The 18,660-nt window shown below is 64.4% G+C and carries 22 protein-coding genes; 8 read left to right on the top strand and 14 right to left on the bottom strand.

Annotated elements, in window-relative coordinates:
• The first annotated feature begins 38 nt into the window (after positions 1–38).
• Both O7608_RS29530 and O7608_RS29525 read left to right on the top strand, forming a co-directional pair.
• Positions 39–3,467: a serine/threonine-protein kinase gene (locus O7608_RS29530; RefSeq protein ID WP_289207663.1), complete on the top strand. Its 3,429-nt coding sequence runs from the start codon at positions 39–41 to the stop codon at positions 3,465–3,467.
• A complete protein-coding gene (locus O7608_RS29525; RefSeq protein ID WP_289207662.1) occupies positions 3,451–4,824 on the top strand; it encodes a phospholipase D-like domain-containing protein in 1,374 nt (457 codons plus the stop codon). Before O7608_RS29530 ends, O7608_RS29525 begins: the two co-directional genes overlap by 17 nt.
• Positions 4,825–4,911: 87 nt before the next feature.
• Here O7608_RS29525 and O7608_RS29520 read toward each other — a convergent pair whose 3' ends face one another.
• The 3 genes from O7608_RS29520 to O7608_RS29510 all read right to left on the bottom strand — a co-directional run bounded on the left by O7608_RS29520 (position 4,912) and on the right by O7608_RS29510 (position 6,389).
• Positions 4,912–5,721: an SDR family NAD(P)-dependent oxidoreductase gene (locus O7608_RS29520; RefSeq protein WP_289207661.1), complete on the bottom strand. Its 810-nt coding sequence runs from the start codon at positions 5,719–5,721 to the stop codon at positions 4,912–4,914.
• A 64-nt stretch (positions 5,722–5,785) separates the two neighbouring features.
• Positions 5,786–6,187 (bottom strand): hypothetical protein, encoded by a 402-nt coding sequence (locus O7608_RS29515; protein ID WP_289207660.1) that lies wholly within the window; start codon positions 6,185–6,187, stop codon positions 5,786–5,788.
• 10 nt (positions 6,188–6,197) lie between these two features.
• Positions 6,198–6,389, bottom strand: coding sequence for a DUF397 domain-containing protein (locus O7608_RS29510; protein WP_289207659.1), 192 nt, complete (start codon positions 6,387–6,389; stop codon positions 6,198–6,200).
• Positions 6,390–6,530: 141 nt separating this feature from the next.
• Here O7608_RS29510 and O7608_RS29505 point away from each other — a divergent pair, with 141 nt between their 5' ends.
• The gene (locus O7608_RS29505; RefSeq protein WP_289207658.1) at positions 6,531–8,024 is read left to right on the top strand and encodes a helix-turn-helix domain-containing protein; all 1,494 of its coding nucleotides are present in this window, start codon (positions 6,531–6,533) and stop codon (positions 8,022–8,024) included.
• 4 nt (positions 8,025–8,028) lie between these two features.
• On the opposite strand, the gene cutA (O7608_RS29500) is transcribed toward O7608_RS29505, so the two are convergent.
• From cutA (O7608_RS29500) to O7608_RS29490, 3 genes are read right to left on the bottom strand one after another with little or no spacing between them, the layout of a single operon-like run.
• A complete protein-coding gene (cutA, locus tag O7608_RS29500; RefSeq protein ID WP_289207657.1) occupies positions 8,029–8,358 on the bottom strand; it encodes a divalent-cation tolerance protein CutA in 330 nt (109 codons plus the stop codon).
• A gap of 37 nt (positions 8,359–8,395) precedes the next feature.
• Positions 8,396–8,803: an Imm1 family immunity protein gene (locus O7608_RS29495; protein WP_289207656.1), complete on the bottom strand. Its 408-nt coding sequence runs from the start codon at positions 8,801–8,803 to the stop codon at positions 8,396–8,398.
• Positions 8,800–9,843, bottom strand: a complete 1,044-nt coding sequence (locus O7608_RS29490) for an NAD-dependent epimerase/dehydratase family protein (protein ID WP_289207655.1) — start codon at positions 9,841–9,843, stop codon at positions 8,800–8,802. Before O7608_RS29490 ends, O7608_RS29495 begins: the two co-directional genes overlap by 4 nt.
• Before the next feature lie 416 nt (positions 9,844–10,259).
• Between O7608_RS29490 and O7608_RS29485 the strand changes: the two genes are divergently transcribed.
• Positions 10,260–10,625 carry a hypothetical protein gene (locus O7608_RS29485; RefSeq protein WP_289207654.1) on the top strand — a complete coding sequence of 122 codons (366 nt, stop codon included), beginning with the start codon at positions 10,260–10,262 and terminating at the stop codon, positions 10,623–10,625.
• A complete protein-coding gene (locus O7608_RS29480; RefSeq protein ID WP_289207653.1) occupies positions 10,604–11,242 on the top strand; it encodes a GNAT family N-acetyltransferase in 639 nt (212 codons plus the stop codon). The genes O7608_RS29485 and O7608_RS29480 overlap by 22 nt, the downstream gene beginning before the upstream one ends.
• 96 nt (positions 11,243–11,338) lie before the next feature.
• On the opposite strand, the gene cutA (O7608_RS29475) is transcribed toward O7608_RS29480, so the two are convergent.
• From cutA (O7608_RS29475) to O7608_RS29465, 3 genes are read right to left on the bottom strand one after another with little or no spacing between them, the layout of a single operon-like run.
• Positions 11,339–11,668 (bottom strand): divalent-cation tolerance protein CutA, encoded by a 330-nt coding sequence (cutA, locus tag O7608_RS29475; RefSeq protein WP_289207652.1) that lies wholly within the window; start codon positions 11,666–11,668, stop codon positions 11,339–11,341.
• A 35-nt stretch (positions 11,669–11,703) separates the two neighbouring features.
• The gene (locus tag O7608_RS29470; protein ID WP_289207651.1) at positions 11,704–12,114 is read right to left on the bottom strand and encodes an Imm1 family immunity protein; all 411 of its coding nucleotides are present in this window, start codon (positions 12,112–12,114) and stop codon (positions 11,704–11,706) included.
• Positions 12,111–12,890: a DddA-like double-stranded DNA deaminase toxin gene (locus tag O7608_RS29465; protein ID WP_289207650.1), complete on the bottom strand. Its 780-nt coding sequence runs from the start codon at positions 12,888–12,890 to the stop codon at positions 12,111–12,113. Before O7608_RS29465 ends, O7608_RS29470 begins: the two co-directional genes overlap by 4 nt.
• A gap of 182 nt (positions 12,891–13,072) precedes the next feature.
• Here O7608_RS29465 and O7608_RS29460 point away from each other — a divergent pair, with 182 nt between their 5' ends.
• Complete coding sequence (locus O7608_RS29460; RefSeq protein WP_289207649.1) at positions 13,073–14,437, top strand: helix-turn-helix domain-containing protein; 1,365 nt, start codon at positions 13,073–13,075, stop codon at positions 14,435–14,437.
• Here the strand turns inward: O7608_RS29460 and O7608_RS29455 are convergent.
• Positions 14,423–15,463 (bottom strand): NAD-dependent epimerase/dehydratase family protein, encoded by a 1,041-nt coding sequence (locus O7608_RS29455; protein ID WP_289207648.1) that lies wholly within the window; start codon positions 15,461–15,463, stop codon positions 14,423–14,425. The genes O7608_RS29460 and O7608_RS29455 overlap by 15 nt on opposite strands.
• A gap of 415 nt (positions 15,464–15,878) precedes the next feature.
• Here O7608_RS29455 and O7608_RS29450 point away from each other — a divergent pair, with 415 nt between their 5' ends.
• Together O7608_RS29450 and O7608_RS29445 are read left to right on the top strand one after the other, a co-directional pair.
• Positions 15,879–16,244, top strand: a complete 366-nt coding sequence (locus tag O7608_RS29450; protein WP_289207647.1) for a hypothetical protein — start codon at positions 15,879–15,881, stop codon at positions 16,242–16,244.
• Entirely contained in the window at positions 16,238–16,879 is a 642-nt protein-coding gene (locus O7608_RS29445) for a GNAT family N-acetyltransferase (protein ID WP_289211092.1), read from the top strand. Before O7608_RS29450 ends, O7608_RS29445 begins: the two co-directional genes overlap by 7 nt.
• Before the next feature lie 213 nt (positions 16,880–17,092).
• On the opposite strand, the gene O7608_RS29440 is transcribed toward O7608_RS29445, so the two are convergent.
• The 4 genes from O7608_RS29440 to O7608_RS29425 form a co-directional block, all read right to left on the bottom strand.
• Complete coding sequence (locus tag O7608_RS29440; RefSeq protein WP_289207646.1) at positions 17,093–17,377, bottom strand: type II toxin-antitoxin system RelE family toxin; 285 nt, start codon at positions 17,375–17,377, stop codon at positions 17,093–17,095.
• Positions 17,374–17,652: a type II toxin-antitoxin system prevent-host-death family antitoxin gene (locus tag O7608_RS29435; RefSeq protein WP_289207645.1), complete on the bottom strand. Its 279-nt coding sequence runs from the start codon at positions 17,650–17,652 to the stop codon at positions 17,374–17,376. The genes O7608_RS29440 and O7608_RS29435 overlap by 4 nt, the downstream gene beginning before the upstream one ends.
• Before the next feature lie 221 nt (positions 17,653–17,873).
• The gene (locus tag O7608_RS29430; protein WP_289207644.1) at positions 17,874–18,290 is read right to left on the bottom strand and encodes a type II toxin-antitoxin system VapC family toxin; all 417 of its coding nucleotides are present in this window, start codon (positions 18,288–18,290) and stop codon (positions 17,874–17,876) included.
• Positions 18,291–18,293: 3 nt separating this feature from the next.
• A complete protein-coding gene (locus tag O7608_RS29425) occupies positions 18,294–18,545 on the bottom strand; it encodes a type II toxin-antitoxin system Phd/YefM family antitoxin (RefSeq protein ID WP_278118340.1) in 252 nt (83 codons plus the stop codon).
• Positions 18,546–18,660 lie beyond the last annotated feature (115 nt).

Here is an 18,660-nt window from a genome sequence, read left to right as displayed (position 1 = left end):
CGGGAATTATATCCTGCGGCCAAACCGAGGAGTGCCAAATGCCCCCAACGCTGGTTAATGGTAGATTTGTACTGACCGACGAGTCGCCAAAACGGGGTGGCTTGTCAGAGGTGCGGAAGGCGTTCGACAGTGCAAGTGGCGGGTTCGTCGCGGTCAAGATGCTTAACTCGCCTACGGGTGACGGCGTCATCGAGATTTTCTTGCAGCGGGAGACGGAGACACTCGGAAAGCTGCAGCACAAAAACATCGTCCGCTTGCTAGACTCCGGATGGAGCGCAGAGCTCGGCAAGTACTTTATGGCCCTGGAGTGGATCGACCGTAGTCTGAAGGACGAACTTGACGCAGGACGCGTTTACGAGTGGCAAGAGTACTTTGACAAGATTGGCCTTCCGCTCGCAAATGCGTTGAGTTTTGCACACGCAAAGGAAATTGAGCATCGGGATGTCAAGCCAGGAAATGTGCTGCTTGATCCCGAAGGTGAGGTAAAGCTTGCGGACTTTGGAATTGCAAAGATTCGTTCAAAAATGACGGATCCGGACCGGACTGTTTCCGGCTTCCGGTCTGGCTTGTACGCACCTCCCGAAATGGATGATTCGGTTCCTTATGTGCGCGACATATTTGCATTCGGGGTACTTGCGGTCAAGGTGCTTGCGTCGCGTGAGGTCGCAAGTTACGCAGACCTTGAGCCGGCGCTAAATAGTCTCGTAGTCGTGCCAAACGAGATTCGTGATGTCCTGTGGAATTGTGTCGCCCTCGATCGAAGTGATCGCTTCAAAAATGCTGCAGTGCTGAACCAGAAGCTGACGGATGCTTACCAAATTTTCCGGCAACGGACCTCTCGTAAGAATAACGTTCTTTGGCTTGGGATGACCCGTGCCGCCGCTGGTGCGATCCTGCGCGTTGAAAAGGAGAAGGTTGACCAAAGGCGGGCTGAGGCTGATGTCCTCAACGATTTGGGTGATGTATTGCACATCGATTATGGATACGACGCAAGAAGTCGGCAAGTCGACCGCGATGTGATCGTTCTTGCCGGCAAGTCCATGATGCTGCGCGTTGTGCAGGACCACGAGTATGACGACCGGGCGCGGATCGTGAGTGCTAGTGTCAGAGACGAGGAGTGGCTACGGCGATGGCGAGAGAAAGCTGTCGATTTCAGCCGACTTCTGACTCTCCGTTTCGATGATCCGGGCGAGGCGGCGGCCAGTGCAGGCATCGATTTTGTGCTTGATCGCTTGGACGAGGATCAGTCAAATAAACGTGCTGCAGCCGAGAGTTCGGCAGAGAACGGGGACAAGATTGGTGACCTGTATGAAAAATGGCGCAGGCTGCTGGAAGCGCGCGAAGTCCTTGCCCGTGGTGCCCGGAAGCCAATTGTCTATAGGGGAATTACTCAGCGTGGCCGAAAAATCATTTTTCATCTGACCGAACCTCATGAGATTTCCCTGATGGGGGAGGAATGGGAGGTGGCCCACTCACCTCAGGGCTATTCCGTCGATCGTGGCGAGGTGATTGAGCAAACAGATGACGGCATACGCATCCAGTTCCGGAAGCAGACAAATAGGGTTCCCCGAAACGGCGTCCTGGTGCCGTACCTAGGACCGAGCAAGGTCGCCCTGCAGCGGCAGCAGGAGGCACTCGTCAACGTCCGTACCGGCCAGACAGCGAACCCACGACTGGGGCAGATCATCCAGGATCCGATCTCTCTACAGGCAGGAACGCCAGTCGAGGTCACGGAGTGGTCGCGCGGTAACCTTGATCAGAGCAAGCAGCAGGTGGTCCGGCACGCTTTGGGGACACAGGATCTCTTGCTTATCCAAGGACCGCCTGGTACCGGCAAAACGACGGTCATCGTTGAAATCGTGCGGCAGACGATTAGGCGACAGCCGAACGCCCGGATCCTAATAGTCAGCCAAACCCATATCGCAGTCGACAATGCGCTGGAGCGCTTGGAATCGGCTGGCGTTGAGGGCCTCGTACGGCTTGGACGTCCGGACGATCCTAGAGTTTCCGGGGATGTTCGACATCTGTTAATCGACGGTCGGATCAAAAAGTGGTCACGTGGTATACGGGCAAAGGCTGCCGCATACTTAAAGCAGATCGCATCCGCTCAAGGGCTTAATTCCCGTCATCTCGAAGCCGCCTTGCTGTTGGAAGAGTTGGCAGCGATTCAATCAGATGCGAGTCACGTGCGGGAAGTCGTTGCTCGTCTGGAGTCTTCGATAACCGGTGATAAGACTAGTGCAACGAGAAACGCTGCTGGCGATCTGATTAACGCTCGGGAGCGGTTGGAGCGGCTGCAGGAGAAGTCCGACGAGCTGATGGTGGATATCCAAGTTCTCCTTGATGGAGCACTTACGCTTCCAGCCCGACCTAATGCCTCCGTGGCGCGCTCTGCTATCGGCGCGCTGCTTGGTGATGCACCCACAGCACATAATCTGATGAACCTTCTCAGATTGCAGGGAGAGTGGCTACAACGCATCGATACCGACATGAAGCTAGTAACCGCGTATTTGCGTACCACAAATGTTGTTGGTGGTACGGCGCTTGGATTCCTCAGCCATCCTGCTGCGCGTGAGTTGGATTTTGATCTGTGCATCTTCGACGAGGCATCGAAAGCTACTGCGACCGAGGCTCTGGTACCACTTGCTCGAGCTCGGCAGTGGATCCTGGTGGGAGACACCAACCAACTGCCGCCGATGGACGAAGACCTGTTGCGGGAGCCTCGATTGATAGACGAGTTCGGACTCACCGAGGAGCTGATCAAGACAACGCTATTTCAGTACCTATCAGATCGGACTGCAGCGCCAATCCGGCACATGCTCACCGAGCAGTACCGCATGACGCCTGCAATTGGGAACCTTGTCTCAACTTGCTTTTATCAGGGCGAGCTCGTTTCGCCGAACCGCCACCTGCTGAAGGGCTACGATCGGCTCAACAAGCCGGTGCTCTGGATTAACACGCGTTCGCTAGGTGAGGCGCGGCGCGAGTCAATACGTAGCTTTGGAAATACGAGCGTCGCCAATCCGGCTGAGGCGAGTCAGGTGATCGCAGCGCTTGAGGTGATGAATCGGGCGGTCGATCTGCACATGGTCGAACCGGGCGGAGATAGGCTCAATATTCTCGTGATTGCGCCATACGGGCGCCAGGTGGAGGACCTTCGAAGGCGAGTCGCGGGCATGCGTCCGACGCATCTGATCGTCGAAGTTCTGTCTGTCGATGCGGTGCAAGGGAGGGAGTGCGATATTGCAATCTTCTCCGTCACGCGCAGCAACGAACGCGGGGAATTCGGATTCATCGGCGAGCACTACTGGCGGCGAATAAACGTTGCGCTCTCTCGTGCCCGTTTTGGTCTGATCGTCATCGGGGACGCCGAATTTTGCCGAGGTAAGCCGGGTGCGCTGCGTGATGTCCTATATTATATCAGCGAGCACCCAGAGGAGTGTGGTATCCGTGATGCAGGCAACTAGCAGTCCAGACAACCAGTTGGCGTTGCGGTTCCAGGGAAGTCGTCCCGGTTGGGACCTGGTCGCTATTGTCGATGCGGCCATTCCTGTCACTCTAGTCAGCGCGGATGTGCTCGCCCAGGATAGGAAAAAGCTACCGCCACTAGACGAATTTATCCTCCGATTTCTTGCTGCAGACGTTGTAACTGTCGAAGACCTCACCGGTCTCCTAGGCCTTCCGGAAGCTATTGTCACTGACGCCATCGCCGGCCAATTGTCGTCTGACAACATCGCCTACCGTCACCACCTAAATCGAAAGACGCTGGCGCTCACTGGTCGCGGTCGGGTTACGGCCCGGGAACTTGCGTCGGTGAGCCCTGTGAACGTAGAGCTTCCGTTGATTTTCGACCGGCTACTCTGGCGAATTCGGCCGTATGACGATGGTCAGACAATATCCCGAAGTGAGGCCCAGCGAGATGATGTCGTCATCCTTCCGGAGTTGCGGCCACATAAAGTGGCGACGACGGATATAACCGCGGCGGAGATTAATTCGATTCTCCAGACTGATGGGCTAGCGGAGCGCGAGGTGCTGGTTGTCAAGGGGGTTCGGCAGCGACCCGCAAAGCGCTTTATGTCGGCAAAGTTGATGGTCTTTGCGGACGCGTCGCGAGAGGAAGTGCAGCTAGCTGTCGTTGTGGACGACGAACTCAGCCAAGAGCATGAGATGGCTTTGCTGAGTTTAGGCGGCGCATCGAGGATTGGGATCAAGGCCGAGCCTGCTGAGCCAAGACCGTTGCTCTCGGATGAGTTGGAGAGCTTACGTGTCCCGCTGGAAGAAGTGACGCGGCAGCAGGCGGAGTCTCTATCCGATGGCCAGCGCGACGAAGTGGCTCTTCCGGTGGACATGCCGGAGGTCCGTGGGATCGGAGTCTTTGAGCATCCCGGCCTTTTGGATGAGGCGCTGACTCAAGCATCACGCCGTGTTCTTATCGTGTCGCCTTGGATCAAGAGGAATGTCGTCAACACCTCTTTTCTTGGGAAGCTCGAGCAGCGACTACGACGAAATGTTTCAGTGCATATTGCGTACGGGATCGACCCAGGGGATCCAGAATGTCACGAGGACGCCGTGCGCAAGCTGTCGAACCTCGCGGGACGATATCCCGATCGGTTCACCTTCACTAGGTTGCGCAGGACGCATGCCAAGGTGCTTATTTATGATGACGTATGGATTACAACAAGTTTCAACTGGCTTTCGTTCCAGGGATCGGCGGACCGCACCTATCGGATGGAAGAGGGCACGCTCGTGCGAAGCAAGGAACTAGTTGATGAAAATTACCAGAAGTACTTAAGCTTGATTGCGCAACACCGCCTCACTGCGTGACTTGGTGTGGGATGGTCGTGGTATGGGCCTGCCCTCGATCGACTCCTAGTTTGTTCCGGGATTGTGCGGATTCCGATTTGTGGGGTTCTATCGTGTTCCTGAGAAAAGGTTGGGGCGTTGACCCTGTTCACCAGGTGAGTGGGTTGCGGTTGTGAAGAGTCGGCCGGTGTGTCCGTGGCCGGGCAGTGTGGCCAGCCAGGTGAGTGTTTCGGCTGCTTCGTCGGGGGTGTGGTTGGCTTTGCCGTAGGGGAGGCGGGTGTTGCCCTTCCCTGGCGAGGCGGCGTTGACGAGGATGTTGTGGTCGTGTAGCTCAGCCGCGAGGATCTGGGTGAGTGCGTTGACGCCCGCCTTGGAGACTCGGTAGGAGACGCTGCCGGTCCCCATCTCGGCGGACGTGCCCATGTGGCTGGTGACATTGACGATCCGGCCGTACCCGTTTCGCTTCATCTCCGGGATGGCGGCGGTGCAGCAGCGCCAGGTGCCGATGAGGTTCGCGTCGAGGGTCGCGGTGACCTTTTCCATGTCGACTGCGCTGGCTGCCTGGCCTCGGTCGATGGCGATGGCGGCGTTGTTGACCAGGACGTCGAGTCGGCCGTACTGGTAGCCGATGTCGACCATGGCGCGGGCGACGCTGGCGGGGTCGGTGATGTCGAGCTGGTGGCCCGAGACCGGCAGGCCGAGTCCGGTCAGCTCGGCGGCTGTCCGTTCTGCGGCTTCCTCGCTTCTGGCGGTGACGACGACGTGGAGGCCGGCCTGGGCGAGCTGTTGGGCGATTGCTCGGCCGAGCCCTCGGTTGGCTCCGGTGACCACCGCTACCCGCTGGAGTGCCGAGGCTGCGCCGGCATCTGCTGCTGCCTGCGTGGCCTGAGGACTGCTACCGGTGGGTTGGTCAGTCACGGTGGGCACCGGGCGGCCAGATGATGTTCACAGGGACGCCGCGAGACTTGGCGTAGGCGACGGCCTAGGCGGTGCCGCCGTAGCTTCGGGCGGGCATACCGTCCCAGACGGCGAAGAGCCGATCCGATTGGTCGACCATCAACTCGCTTGCCGCCATGTGGGCATCCGAGTCGGAGACCCGGTAGTCGCATCGGTGGACCTTCGCGGCCTGACTGATCAACTTGTCGTACGCGGCGTGGGCGTGCTCGGGCAGGCCGTCGCGGTACTCCTGTGCAGGGACGACAACTTCAAGCCGACCGCCGCACCGGAGCACCGCTTCAGCGAAGAGTTGATCTGCCCCGTCAGCGAGGCAGGTGACGCCAACGAGGTCGTCGGTCAACTGCGCGAGTTGCACACCGAGGGCTCGCGCGACAAAGCCGCTGACCTCGTCGCTGAGCCCTCGATGTCCGGTGATCGCTATCCGCATGGATGCCAAGTCAGTGCTTGGTGCTGACCTCGGCGATGAACGACTGCCAGGCAGCCGTCGCGAAGGCCAGGGTGCCGCTGTCGCGGTCCTTGCTGTCGCGGACGAGCACGCGACCGGGGACGTTGGCGGCCACCTCCACGCACTCGCCACCGTTGCTGCTGCTGCGGGATGATTTGCGCCAGATCGGTTCAACCGTGCTCATCGATCATCCTCCGGTTGAGTCTCGCGGCTGCTGGTCGGGGGAGCCTCTGAATCTTCCCACGGATCCATCCTGAGTCCAACCGTGAGTGCAACTGCTCCGTGCACCCGCCGCGATCTTGCTTGGCTGCGACAATATTGCGACATGCGTGATCTGGCGCGGGCAGCGTCAGCTGTGGACAGCGTTGGTATATCGATGGCAGCATCGATCACTGCCGGAGATAGTTCGTACGGGGAAGTGGCAGCGGATATGGCAATCGGTAACGCCGGTAAGGATCATGAGGTCGGCATGATCAAATCGCAGGTGATCGCCGAAGCGCGGAGAGCGCTGGGACGGCAGCTCGCCGCCTACCGGGAGGCCGCCGGGCTCATCCAAGAACAACTCGCCCCTTTGATCCACTACGGTCGCAGCACGATCGCCAACGCCGAAACTGGCTATTCGATCTGCAGCCGTACCTTCTGGGAACGGTGTGACGCGGAGCTGAACGCGCATGGCGTGCTGCTCCGCAGCTACGACGAGTTCAAAGCACTCACGCGCGGACAGCGAGCTGCGGCCGCCGAGCAGGTGAAGGATGACCGGCTCGCCAAGCTGCGGCGGTTGCAAGATCATTCGAGTGGGACCTCCGGCGTTGGCACGGTAGGCGAACCATCCGATGTGCCTCTCCAGCGGATACCGGAGCCCTCGTCGTTCGCCGAGAGCCGGCCGGACGAGCCCTGGGGCTGTCTCGCGTACTTCATGCAGCATCCAGATCAACTGGACGAGCCCACCGTCGAACACCTTGAGTGGTACACCTGCGAGATGTTCCGCCGCGAGGAGCACCTGCCGAGCGGAGATCTGACCAGGCACCTGCAAGCGCACATCATGCGTCTGAATCACCTGCTCACCGGGCCGCCTGTGCGATTCCAGCGCCGGTTGCTGATGGCGGCCGGCGAGGCGCTGGCCCTGGCCGGCTGGCTCGCCTGGGATCTGAGGGACTTCGCCGAAGCGGACCGTCTCCTCGGTGCCGCGTCAGATGCGGCGCACCAGGCCGGAGACGGACCGCTGCTCGCCTGTGTCCTGGCCTACCGCAGCTACGCCGCCGAAGCAGACGGCGACACTGGAAACGCCCGCGAACTGCTCGTCGCGGCCCAGCGCTATGCGCGCAGCCCAGAAAGTGCCACCACGCGGGCATGGCTGGCAGCACGCGAAGCCGAGATCAACGCCACTCTGACGGACGAGATGCCCGCGCTGCGGGCGCTCGACCGGGCGATGACGGCCTACGATTACGCCCGTCCTCACAATGAACGTTCGTGGACCGCCTTCCTGACGCCGACACGTCTGGGCAGCATGTCGATCACCACGCATGCCCGGCTGGACCATGCCGATCTTGATGCGGTCACGGACTCGGTCATCGCCTCGCTGGAGGCGACAGACTTCAAGAAGGTCATCGTCCTCGCGGACGTGTCCGCTGCGGCTATCCAGCGCGGACGTTACGACCAAGGTGCGGCGCTCGGCCACGAGGCTCTTGACCACACAGGAGCAAGGAAGACCCGCCTGATTAGCCAGCGGGTGCACGGCTTGCGTCAGCTGATCCGGGACAAGTCCGATGTCCCGGCGCTCGCCGAGCTTGACGACCGGCTCCTGACCCACGTGGCGTGAACGTTCAGCGCTCCTGCGTCTCGGCGACAATCCACTGCAGGTACGGTGCGAATCCGGCGACGATCGGCACACACACGATGCCGGGCACCTCGTAGTTGTGACGCGCCCGGATGTGCTCCTCCAAGTCCGCGTACCGGGTGATCGTGGTCCTGAACGTCACCCGCCACTCCTCGGCGGCCACCACCTCGCCCTGCCACCTGTAGGTGCTCCTGATCGGGCCGGCGATCTGAGCGGAAGCAGCCAGCCGCGCCGCGACGGCAGAATCGGCCAGCGCTTCGGCCACCGTACGGGAATCGGTAGCCGTGACGACGTGGCAATGCTGCTGACTGGACATCGATGGCTCTCCCTCGGGGATCGTCTGGTCGTGACCGTCAAGTTGGCAGGGTCGGCGGCGCGCCTCCGGTCTGGAGATATGTGACCGCTGCTGCGATGGCTGCCTCCGGTCGGAGGCGGAGGTGTTCGGCGGGATACTCCGTGGGGACGCCGCCGAAGTCGAAACTGATGCCACCCGCCGGGGGTCTGACGTCCGAGGCGGCGAGGTGGTAGCCGTTGTCCGAGATATGGGCGACGAACGCGTGGATGGGGTGGCCGAGTCCGATCTGCAGGCCGGGTGGCAGCTCGTCGGGGTCAGTGGGTGGCTCGGGGTAGATGGTCACGACAACGGGCTCGGCCCGGTCGTGGATCTCGCGCAGCAGGGAGCCCAAGTCAGCGGCGTCTATTGATGTGGTGCTGTGGCGCTCCCGGAGGCCGCCCTTGTCGTATGCCCAGTTCACTTTCATGCGATGGCGTTTGAGCTGCGCTGCCACTCGGTCAGCAGTTCGCGCTCGCGGTCTTGCGGCAGTCCGTGGTCGGCGGCGCGGGCCGCTTCGCCTTCGCCAACTATCCAACTGCCGCCCTCGGTCAGCCACGCCCAGGTGTCGTCGATGGTCGCCGTCAGAGGTACGCAGCGTAGCCCGGCGGCCTGTGCCCGTGAGCTGTCGACGGCCCACACACCGCCGTGGGTACGCCACAGCGGCAGGCCGGTCCACTGCTCGACGCCGTGTGCGGTCAGCCAGTCGGGGTCGGCCCAGACCGGCTCGGCGTCCGATCCGGTCGCCGCGATACAGCCGGTGACCAGGTCCGCGAATGTGGCGTGCCCTGGCGGGGCGGTGATGTTGAAGGTGCCTGAGGTGCCGTGGCGGGCGCAGCGCAGGGCGAAGTCAGCCACGTCGCGTACGTCGATCGGCTGAATCGGTCGTGCCGCCGGGGCGGGCACGAGTAGCTGACCGCCTCGGGCGGCGCGAGCCAGCCACCAGGTGAGCCGGCCTACGTACTCGTAGCGGCCGAGGATCACACCGGGGCGCAGGATCGTCGTTTTATCGGTGCCGACAGTCGCTGTCACCGCCTGTTCGCAGCCGGCTTTGAGCGCGCCGTACTGGCCGGCGTAGCCGAGGTCTGCCCCGAAGTCAGCTCCGGCGTCCGGTGGGCAGTCGAAGACAGGGGAGTCCTCGTCGAGCGGCTGGTCCGGCCAACCGGTGTAGACGTTGACAGTGGACAGGTAGACGTAGTGCCCGACGACGGGGGCCAGCGCCGACGCGGCGGCCAGGACCTGGTTCGGGACGTAGCCGATGGTGTCGATCACGGCGTCCCACGGGCCGTGGTCGGCCAGCCGGTGGAGGTCGTCGGGGTTCTCCCGGTCGCCGTGGACAGCAGAGACCCCAGGCGCGTCGGCTGCTGACGAGCCCCGGTTGAAGGTGGTGACCGCCCAGCCGGCGGCGAGTGCCCGCTCGGCCAGGTGGCGTCCGAGGAACCAGGTCCCGCCCAGGATCAGCAGCCGCATGTCCTCATCATGGCGCAGCGACGGATCGACGGCTGATGTGCCTGGACTGTCAGCCGATTGCTGCCGTCAGCGTGACGCCGTAGCCGACAACGAGATCGGGCGAGTTCGCTCGGTGGGCACGTGATTCGTGTCCGTTCGATCTTGCGGGAGACGACTGTGGAAAGACTGCTGGCGTTCACCATGGTGGGCTTGGCCGCCGGATTCATGCTCGGCTTCTTCACGTTCCGGTTGAAGCAGCGGTGGTGTCCGGTGTGTGGGGCGACGTTGCGGTGTCCGGAGTGTGCGCCTCGGCATTCGATGCGGTTCAGCCCGACCGGACCGTCCGGCGTGCATGGTTCGGCGGGTGCTGGTCGGACTGGTGCTGTCGGGCGGGCTGCGGTGGACGCGGCTCGGGTGAACCGGGGGCGGTGGTCGCGGTGAGGGCGCGGTTGCGGGAGCTGGCCGCTGCTGGTGGTGGGGTGCTGGTCGTCCGTCATGACGGGCATCCTGGGGTCGGCCGGGTCGGCGGCTCTGCGTACCGCGATGTGACCGGTGTGGAGCCGGCGGCCGACAGCGGCGGCGGTGGTGGTCATGTGGCGGTGCGGCCGTTGTGGTCGTGTGCCGGCTGCGGCGAATTGTGGCCGTGTCTGGTGGCGCGGGTCGAGTTGTCGGGGGTGTTCGGGCCGGTCGCGTTGGCGACGTACGCGGTGGAGCGGATGACCGAGGCGGCGTTCGACCTGCCCGACGTCACGGCGGCCGAGCTGTTCGACCGGTTTCTGGTGTGGACGAGGCGGCCATGCTGACCGTACGGGCGGCGACGGTCGCCGACGTGGAGCCGTTGGGGGAGTTGTTGGCGCAGTCGTGTGTGGTGGACCCGGTGGTGGCGTGGCTGATCAGCGACCACGCGTTGCGCTATCTGACGATGCACCGGTTCTTCACCGCTGAGTTGGAGTTCGGTGTCCGGCACGGGATCGTGGACGTGGTGGGGCACTGCGACGGGGTGGCGATCTGGTATCCGCATCCGGCGGACCGGCTGCTGGGTGCGGAGCATCAGCGGCGCAGGTTGCGGTCCTGTGGTGACCGGCATGGCCCGTACGCGCACTACACGTTCACCGCCGGCCGGCTGGAGCCGACCGGCCGACACCACCACCTGGCGTTCCTGGCGGCGGCACCCTGGCTGAGACGCCAGGGCATCGGCAGGGCGCTACTTGCGGCGCATCATGCTCGGCTGGATCGGATCAGCATGCCGGCGGTGGTGGAGGCGAGCAGCGTGCGGCAGCGGACGTTCTACGAACGCCACGGCTACCGCGTCGTACGCGTCGCCCACCTGCCAGCCGGCGGGCCCCCGTTGTGGGCGATGCGCCGCTGCGGCGACCCGGTCGACCAACCACCCATGGCCGCTGCCCTGCGTGTCGGCTGAACTGGGACGGCTTGGATCACCGGACCCGGAACAAGTCTGATGTCCCGGCGCTCGCCGAGCTGGACGACCGGTTACTGACCCACGTGGCGTGAACGTTCAACGCTCCTGAGTCTCGGCGGCCATCCACTCCAAGTACGGTGCGTATCCGGCGACAATCGGCACGCACACGATGCCGGGCACGTCGTAGTTGTGGCGTGCCCGGATGTGCTCCTCCAACTCCGCGTACCGGGTGACCGTGGTTCTGAACGTCACCCGCCACTCCTCGGCGGCCACCACCTCGCCCTGCCACCAGTAGGTGCTCCTGATCGGGCCGGCGACCTGCGCGGAGGCAGCTAACCGCGCTGCGACCGCAGAATCGGCCAGTGTCTCCGCCACCGTACGGGAGTCGGTAGCCGTGACGACCTGGCAATGCTGAGGATCGGACATCGGTGCTGCCTCCTTCGCAGGCGACCTTCATCAGGTCATCGAGTTGGCAGGGTGGGCGGTTCGCCGCCGGAGCGTAGGTATGTGACTGCTGCCGCGATGGCGGTCTCGGGTCGAAGGCGGAGGTGCTCGGCGGGGTACTCGGTCGGGACGCCGCCTAGGTCGAAGCTGATGTCGGCAGCCGGCGGCTGAACGTCTGGGGCGGTGAGGTGGTACCCGTCGTCGGCGACGTAGCCGACGAAGGCGTGCGTGGGGTGGCCGAGTCCGAGTTGCAGACCGGGCGGCAGCTCGTCCGGGTCAGTGGGTCTCTCGTCATAGATGGTCACGACAACGGGCTCGGCGCGCTGTTGGATCTCGCGCAGCAGCGAGTCCAGTACTGCGGCGTCTGTTGCGGCAGCGCTGTGGTGTTCCCTGCGGCTGCCCTTGTCGTAGGCCCAGTTCACCTTCATGCGATCGCCCTTCCGTTGCCAGTGTAGGTGCGCCAGAACCTGACCTGCCCGTCATCATCGCGTACGAAGACCGTCAACCTGGAGCCGGCCGGTAGCAGTCGGGGCAGAATGGCGTCGCATCCGTACGGCTCATAGTCGCAGGGCGCGTTGTTCGTGATCAGGCTGGCCTCCTTGGTTTGCTCTCGACGCATCCACGCGGCAAGTTTCGCTTCGAGGTGATCTGTAGTGGTGGCTATCATCCGGTAGCTGGGCTTTAGGTCTGCGGCGGCGTTTGGATCTCGGCCGGATCTCATCGGAATCTGTTTGCCGTCGATGAATGCTATTCCGGATGTTGGGTCTTTTGGCTTTCGGTCCGGTAGCCGGTGGCTTGTTTCTGTGATCCACTTTGGGATGCTCTTCGAATGTTCGTCGGGTTTGGTAGAGGTGGCAGGAGCGGTATCCTGGCGTGACGGTGACGGTGACGGTGACGGTGGCGGCGCGGTGCTTGGCTGGCTCGTCGGGGACATGCTGAGCCTTATTCCGATGCTGCCGGCGTAATCGATAAGCGTTGTCGCAGCGCTGTGTAGCAGTTGGGCTGCTTCTTGCAACCTTTCCGACGATAGGTGGACCATGCTGACGACCCCGCCTGTCGAGAGCTGGTCGCTTCCGACTAGGAGAATTCTTGCCTTGGACTGCTCCTCCGAAAGAATGGCAACAATGGCAGCAATACGGCTTTTCTCGCGGGTGATCTCGTCGAGTATCCGTTGCAGGCGATTGCCGAGTTCGGCCATGCTCATCTGCTTGACCTGTCAGCTGACGGTTTCGTCCGGGCGGCCGGATGGGCGGATCGTCGGGTCGGTCGAGGCCATGAGGTCACCGTAGCTGCAGCTGCGCAACGTAAACGATCTTCGGAGCCCGCCGACAAAATGTTGACAACCGGCACCTCCACGTTGGGCGGCGGATGCGAGATCATTTGTGTATGTCCGAGGGTCGGGTTGATCAAGAGTCGCCGGTCAATGATCTTCTACAGGTGCGTCGCGGGTTGGGTCGTCGGTTGGCGGTGCTGCGGCAGGCGGCGGGCCACACGCAGCATCAGTTGTCGAGGTTGATCCACTACCACCGCAGCAGCGTGGCGAATGTGGAGACCGGTCGTCAGCGAGCGCCACGAGATTTCTGGCAGCGGGCGGACAAGCTGCTGGGTGCCGGTGGTGACTTGCTGGCGGCGTTTGACCGTGTCGAGTCGCAGCACCGGCAGCATAAAGTTGATCAAATGGCCAGCCGGTTCCCGCCCGAGACGATCCCGGAGGTCTCGCCGGAGTTTGGCCAAGGCGCAGCAGTCCGATCGATCGTGCAGGCCGCGCACGAGACCCGTGAACATGCCTTGAACGCAGGTGCATTGGCAGTGTCAGATGTGGCTATCGAGCAGTTGCGCGACGACGTCAGCCGGCTGGCGCGGCGCTTCCCGGAGCTGGAGCTGCAGCAAATCGTCGGCGAGACGCTTCGGATTCGTGATCTCGCCGTGCGCCTGCTGGAGCACACCCGCAGGCCAGCGCAGCAGACCGAGCTGTATCTGATCGTCGCCCAGGCAGCGGCGCTGCTGGCCAGCGAAAGCGTCGACCTCGGCCTGTGGTCACCAGCGATGCAGTACGCCCGAGCGGCCTACGCCTACGGCGAGATCGTCGGCCACGCCGGTGCGTGCGCCTACGCCAGAGGGATGCAGGCGACGATCGCCTACTGGACCGGTCAGGTCGACGACGCCGTTCACTACGCACAGGCCGCCGCCGATCTCGCTCCGGCAGGTGTCGCGCGGGTCCGTGCGTACAGCGTCCTTGCTCGTGCCCTGGCGTACCGGGGAGATGCCGGCGCGGTGCTGACGGCGATCGCCACCGCTGCGGACGCCCGCAGCCAGACCGGTCGTGATGAGCTGCATGACGTCGTTGGCGGCGAGTTCGGGTTCACGGCCGAGCAGCAGGCCCGCTGCGATGGGACCGCGCTGCTGCAGGTCGGCCAGGTCACGCAGGCCACCGACGCGGCGCGCCGAGCCCTTGACCTGGCGTCGGCGACCCAGGCGCAGTGGCCGACGGTCGTGGCGGAAGCCCGTGTCGACCTGGCGGCCTGTCTGCTGCTGGGCGGGCAACTCGATGCGGTGGAGCCAACGCTGTCGCCGGTGTGGGCGATGCCGCCGCAGTGGCGTCGCGTCGGACTGATCGGCCGGATCGACAGTCTCCGAGGCTCGCTCAACGACCGCCGGTGGCGTGGCAGCTCGATCACCCGGTCCACCGTCGATCGGGCCGCAGCGTTCGTGGCCGTACGGCCGGAGCTTCCGGCGCTACCTGGCGTTTGAGCTGCGCTGCCACTCGGTCAGCAGTTCGCGTTCGCGTTCCTGCGGCAGGCCGTGGTCGGCGGCGCGGGCAGCTTCGCCCTCGCCGACTATCCAGCTGCCGCCGTCAGTCAGCCACGCCCAGGTGTCGTCGATGGTCGCGGCCAGCGGTGCGCAGCGCAGTCCGGCGGCGTGTGCCCGTGAGCTGTCGACGGCCCACACCCCGACGTGGGTACGCCACAGTGGCAGGCCGGTCCACTGCTCGACACCGTGCGCGGTCAGCCAGGCGGGGTCCGCCCAGATCGGCTCCGCGTCCGATCCGGTTGCCGTGATGCAGCCGGTGACCAGGTCCGCGAAGGTGGCGTGGCCTGGCGGGGCGGTGATGTTGAACGTGCCCGACGTGCCGTGGCGGGCACAGCGGAGGGCGAAGTCGGCGACGTCGCGTACGTCGATCGGCTGAATCGGTAGTGTCGCCGGGGCGGGCGCGAGTAGTTGTCCGCCGCGGGCGGCGCGGGCGAGCCACCAGGTGAGCCGGCCGACGTACTCGTAGCGGCCGAGGATCACGCCGGGGCGCAGGATCGTCGTTTTGTCGGTGCCGAGTGCGGCTGTCACGGCCTGTTCGCAGCCGGCTTTGAGCGCGCCGTACTGGCTGGCGTAGCCGAGGTCGGCACCGAAGCCGGCTCCGGCGTCCGGCGGGCAGTCGAAGACAAGGGAGTCTTCGTCGAGTGGCACGTCGGGCCAGCCGGTGTAGACGTTGACAGTGGACAGGTAGACGTAGTGCCCGACGACGGGGGCCAGTGCCGACGCGGCGGCCAGGACCTGGTTCGGGACGTAGCCGATGGTGTCGATCACGGCGTCCCACGGGCCGTGGTCGGCCAGCCGGTGGAGGTCTTCGGGGTTCTCCCGGTCGCCGTGGACAGCGGATACCCCTGGGGTGTCGGCCGCTGAGGTGCCCCGGTTGAAGGTGGTGACCGCCCAGCCGGCGGCGAGTGCCCGCTCAGCCAGGTGGCGTCCAAGGAACCAGGTCCCGCCCAGGATCAGCAGCCGCATGTCCTCATCATGGCGCACCGATGGATCGACGGCTGATGTGCCTGGACTGTCAGCCGATTGCTGCCGTCGGCGCGATCCGTAGCCGACAACGAGATCGGGCGGGTTCGCTCGGTGGGCACGTGATTCGTGTCCGTTCGAACTTGCGGGAGACGACTGTGGGAAGACTGCTGGCGTTCACCATGGTGGGCATAGCTGCCGGATTCATGCTTGGCTTCTTCACGTTTCAGTTGAAGCGGCGGTGGTGTCCGAGCTGCGGGGCGACGTTGCGGTGTCCGGAGTGTGCGCCTCGGCATTCGGTGCGGTTCAGTCCGACCGGTCCGGCCGGCGTGCCCGGTGCGGCGGGGGCTGTTCGGGCCGGTGCTGTGGGTCGGGCTGCGGTGGATGCGGCTCGGGTGAACCGTGGTCGGTGGTCGCGGTGAGGGAGCGGTTGCGGGAACTGGCCGCTGCCGGTGGTGGGGTGCTGGTCGTCCGTCATGACGGGCAACCTGGGGTCGGCCGGATCGCGGGTGCTGCGTACCGCGATGTTTCCGGTGCGGACCCGGCGGCCGACAGCGGTGGCGGCGGTGGTCATGTGGCGGTGCGGCCGTCGTGGTCGTGTGCCGGCTGCGGCGAGTCGTGGCCGTGTCTGGTGGCGCGGGTCGAGTTGTCGGGGGTGTTCGGGCCGGTCGCGTTGGCGACGTACGCGGTGGAGCGGATGACCGAGGCGGCGTTCGACCTGCCCGACGTCACGGCGGCCGAGCTGTTCGACCGGTTCCTGGTGTGGACGTGGCGGCCATGCTGACCGTACGGGCCGCGACGGCCGCCGACGTGGAGCCGTTGGGGGAGCTGTTGGCGCAGGCCAGTGTGGTGGATCCGGTGGTGGCGTGGCTGATCAATGATCACGCGTTGCGGTATCTGACGATGCACCGGTTCTTCACCGCCGAGTTGGAGTTCGGTGTGCGGCACGGGATCGTCGACGTGGTGGGGCACTGCGACGGGGTGGCGATCTGGTATCCGCATCCGGTGGACCGGCTGCTGGGCGCGGAGCATCAGCGGCGCAGGTTGCGGTCGTGTGGTGACCGGCACGGACCGTACGCGCACTATACGTTCACTGCCGGCCGGCTGGAGCCGACCGGCCGGCTGGAGCCGACCGGCCGGCATCATCATCTGGCGTTCCTGGCGGCCGCCCCCTGGCTGAGACGCCAAGGGATCGGGTCGACGCTGCTCGCCGCGCACCACGCCCGGCTGGACCGGATCGGGATGCCGGCGGTGGTGGAGGCGAGCAGCCAGCGGCAGCGGGCGTTCTACGAACGCCAGGGTTACCGCGTCGTCCGCGTGGCGCACCTGCCGGCGGGTGGGCCGCCGTTGTGGGCGATGCGCCGCTCCGGTGACCCGGTCGACCAACCACCCATGGCCGCCGCCCTCCGCGTCGGCTGAACCAGGGGTGGTCGCTGGTTGCTGCCCTGACCGGCTTACTGCCGGCTGTGTCGGGCAGCGCAGCGCTTCATCGACGTGAGGCTGAGACACCTAACGTTTTAGGGTGTCTCAGCCTCACGTCGATGGTGGCGGATAAGAAGCGGGGCGGATTCGGGCACCGGCCGTCGAAGTACTCGGTGCTGGCGGGTGCCGGTCGCCGCCGATGCCGTCGGGCTAAAACAGGTCGTAGACGTCGCTGTGATGGCCGAGGTGCACCACGAGAACGATGAGCTTGCCATCGTCGATCTGGTAGACCACCCGGTAGTCGCCGACGCGGATTCGCAGGAGCCCAGGGTGTCCTGTCAGGGCATTGACCCCGTGTGGTCGTGGATCGATGCTGAGGGCGGCGATGGCCGCGACAAGTCGGGACTGGACGGGTCGGTCCAGCTTGCGCAGCAGCTTGGCAGCTTTCGTATCGAGCTGGATTTCGTACGGCGGCCGCCGAGTCGGTCCGGTCACAACCCGAGCTCGGCGCGAAGCTCTGCCAACGAGACAGGCTTCTCGCCCGCGTCGATGCGGGCCAGCGCCTCGCGGGCGGCCGCGACGTCGGCGGCGTCCTCGGCACGCTCGATCGCCTCGGCCAGGTCGGCAGGAACGATCGCGGCGAGCCGTTGACCCCGTCGAGTGACGTAGGTGATCCGGCCGCTGTAGTGGGCACGGGACACGATGTCGGCGAACTCATTTCGGGCGGCCGAGATGCTCAGCTCCTGCTCGGGTCTGATCGGTTCGGTCACGTACGGATCGTACGCCTTGTACAAGTCGTACGCCATCGTTCGCCAGCACGTACTTACCTATGAGTGCTTTGTTCTTACTTGTCCCGTGAATCGGCGGTGCCGGCCTTGACGCGGCCGGTTGCGGCCGAGCGATCGAGGTGCAGGCGCGACTGCATCGAGGTGAGGCAGGCACCCAAGCGGCCGTCGCTGGCCACACGTCTGCGTGTGAGGGGTCTCGCCTGTCAGTGGGGATCGAAGGGGTTGATGGTGCTGACCCCGGTCCGAGAGATGTCGGCGATGTTGCGGGTGACCAGGGTGAGGCGGTGGACCTTCGCGGTCGCCGCGATCAGTCCGTCGACGACCGGTGGTGGCGCAGGCGGGACGTTCATCCGGCCCCACTCGATCGCTATCTCGGTCGTCACGGGCAGCACCCGATCTCGGAAGCTCGCGATCAGACCGGTCAGCCAGCGCTGAAGTGACTCGGCGCGCTGCGGGTCACGCGGGCGGAGCCGCTCGATTCCCTGCCGGATCTCACCTACCACGAGCACACTCAGGTAGGCCTCGGCGGCCGAATGTGTCTTGTTCCACGCGATGACGTTCTGGTTCGGGTTTGACTTACGCAGTTCCGACACCACGTTGGTGTCCAGCAGAAATGCCAACGGTCAGCCAGCCAGGTCGATGTCGCGGGGGAGATCCTGCTGGCGTTCGATCTCGAAGTCGTCGTCCATGTCAGGATTGCTGCGAAGGTACTCCATGAAGCTGGTCTGTTCGCCGCGGAGACGGCGGTACTCCGAGATGTCGATGACCACGGCCACCTCCTCGCCGTGCTTCGTCACGATCTGCGGCTCACCCCGCTCGGCTGCGCGAAGCACCTCGCTGAACCTCTGCTTCGCCTCTTGGACCTGCCAGTGCATCTCAGCCGTACCTCCGTCTAGTCTGACTAGACTATACCTGCTGTCGGAGGCTTGTACCGCTTTTTCTCCTGCGTCGACGCGGGTAGCCGCTGGCGTGCCGCGTTGCCGGCTCGGT

The sequence above is a fragment of the Solwaraspora sp. WMMA2056 genome, assembly GCF_030345095.1.
GTDB lineage: Bacteria > Actinomycetota > Actinomycetes > Mycobacteriales > Micromonosporaceae > Micromonospora_E.
The sequence above is the reverse complement of the archived record's forward strand: the minus strand, read 5'-3'. Positions and strand labels throughout refer to the sequence as shown.

Bases quoted from the DNA above. Each gene is read 5' to 3' on its own strand.
- O7608_RS29530 (WP_289207663.1), top strand. From the start codon at position 39: ATGCCCCCAACGCTGGTTAATGGTAGATTTGTACTGACCGACGAGTCG.
- O7608_RS29515 (WP_289207660.1), bottom strand. From the start codon at position 6,187: ATGCGGATAGCGATCACCGGACATCGAGGGCTCAGCGACGAGGTCAGC.
- O7608_RS29510 (WP_289207659.1), bottom strand. From the start codon at position 6,389: ATGAGCACGGTTGAACCGATCTGGCGCAAATCATCCCGCAGCAGCAGC.
- O7608_RS29505 (WP_289207658.1), top strand. From the start codon at position 6,531: ATGCGTGATCTGGCGCGGGCAGCGTCAGCTGTGGACAGCGTTGGTATA.
- cutA (WP_289207657.1), bottom strand. From the start codon at position 8,358: ATGTCCAGTCAGCAGCATTGCCACGTCGTCACGGCTACCGATTCCCGT.
- O7608_RS29495 (WP_289207656.1), bottom strand. From the start codon at position 8,803: ATGAAAGTGAACTGGGCATACGACAAGGGCGGCCTCCGGGAGCGCCAC.
- O7608_RS29490 (WP_289207655.1), bottom strand. From the start codon at position 9,843: ATGCGGCTGCTGATCCTGGGCGGGACCTGGTTCCTCGGACGCCACCTG.
- cutA (WP_289207652.1), bottom strand. From the start codon at position 11,668: ATGTCCGATCCTCAGCATTGCCAGGTCGTCACGGCTACCGACTCCCGT.
- O7608_RS29470 (WP_289207651.1), bottom strand. From the start codon at position 12,114: ATGAAGGTGAACTGGGCCTACGACAAGGGCAGCCGCAGGGAACACCAC.
- O7608_RS29465 (WP_289207650.1), bottom strand. From the start codon at position 12,890: ATGAGCATGGCCGAACTCGGCAATCGCCTGCAACGGATACTCGACGAG.
- O7608_RS29460 (WP_289207649.1), top strand. From the start codon at position 13,073: ATGTCCGAGGGTCGGGTTGATCAAGAGTCGCCGGTCAATGATCTTCTA.
- O7608_RS29455 (WP_289207648.1), bottom strand. From the start codon at position 15,463: ATGCGGCTGCTGATCCTGGGCGGGACCTGGTTCCTTGGACGCCACCTG.
- O7608_RS29445 (WP_289211092.1), top strand. From the start codon at position 16,238: ATGCTGACCGTACGGGCCGCGACGGCCGCCGACGTGGAGCCGTTGGGG.
- O7608_RS29425 (WP_278118340.1), bottom strand. From the start codon at position 18,545: ATGCACTGGCAGGTCCAAGAGGCGAAGCAGAGGTTCAGCGAGGTGCTT.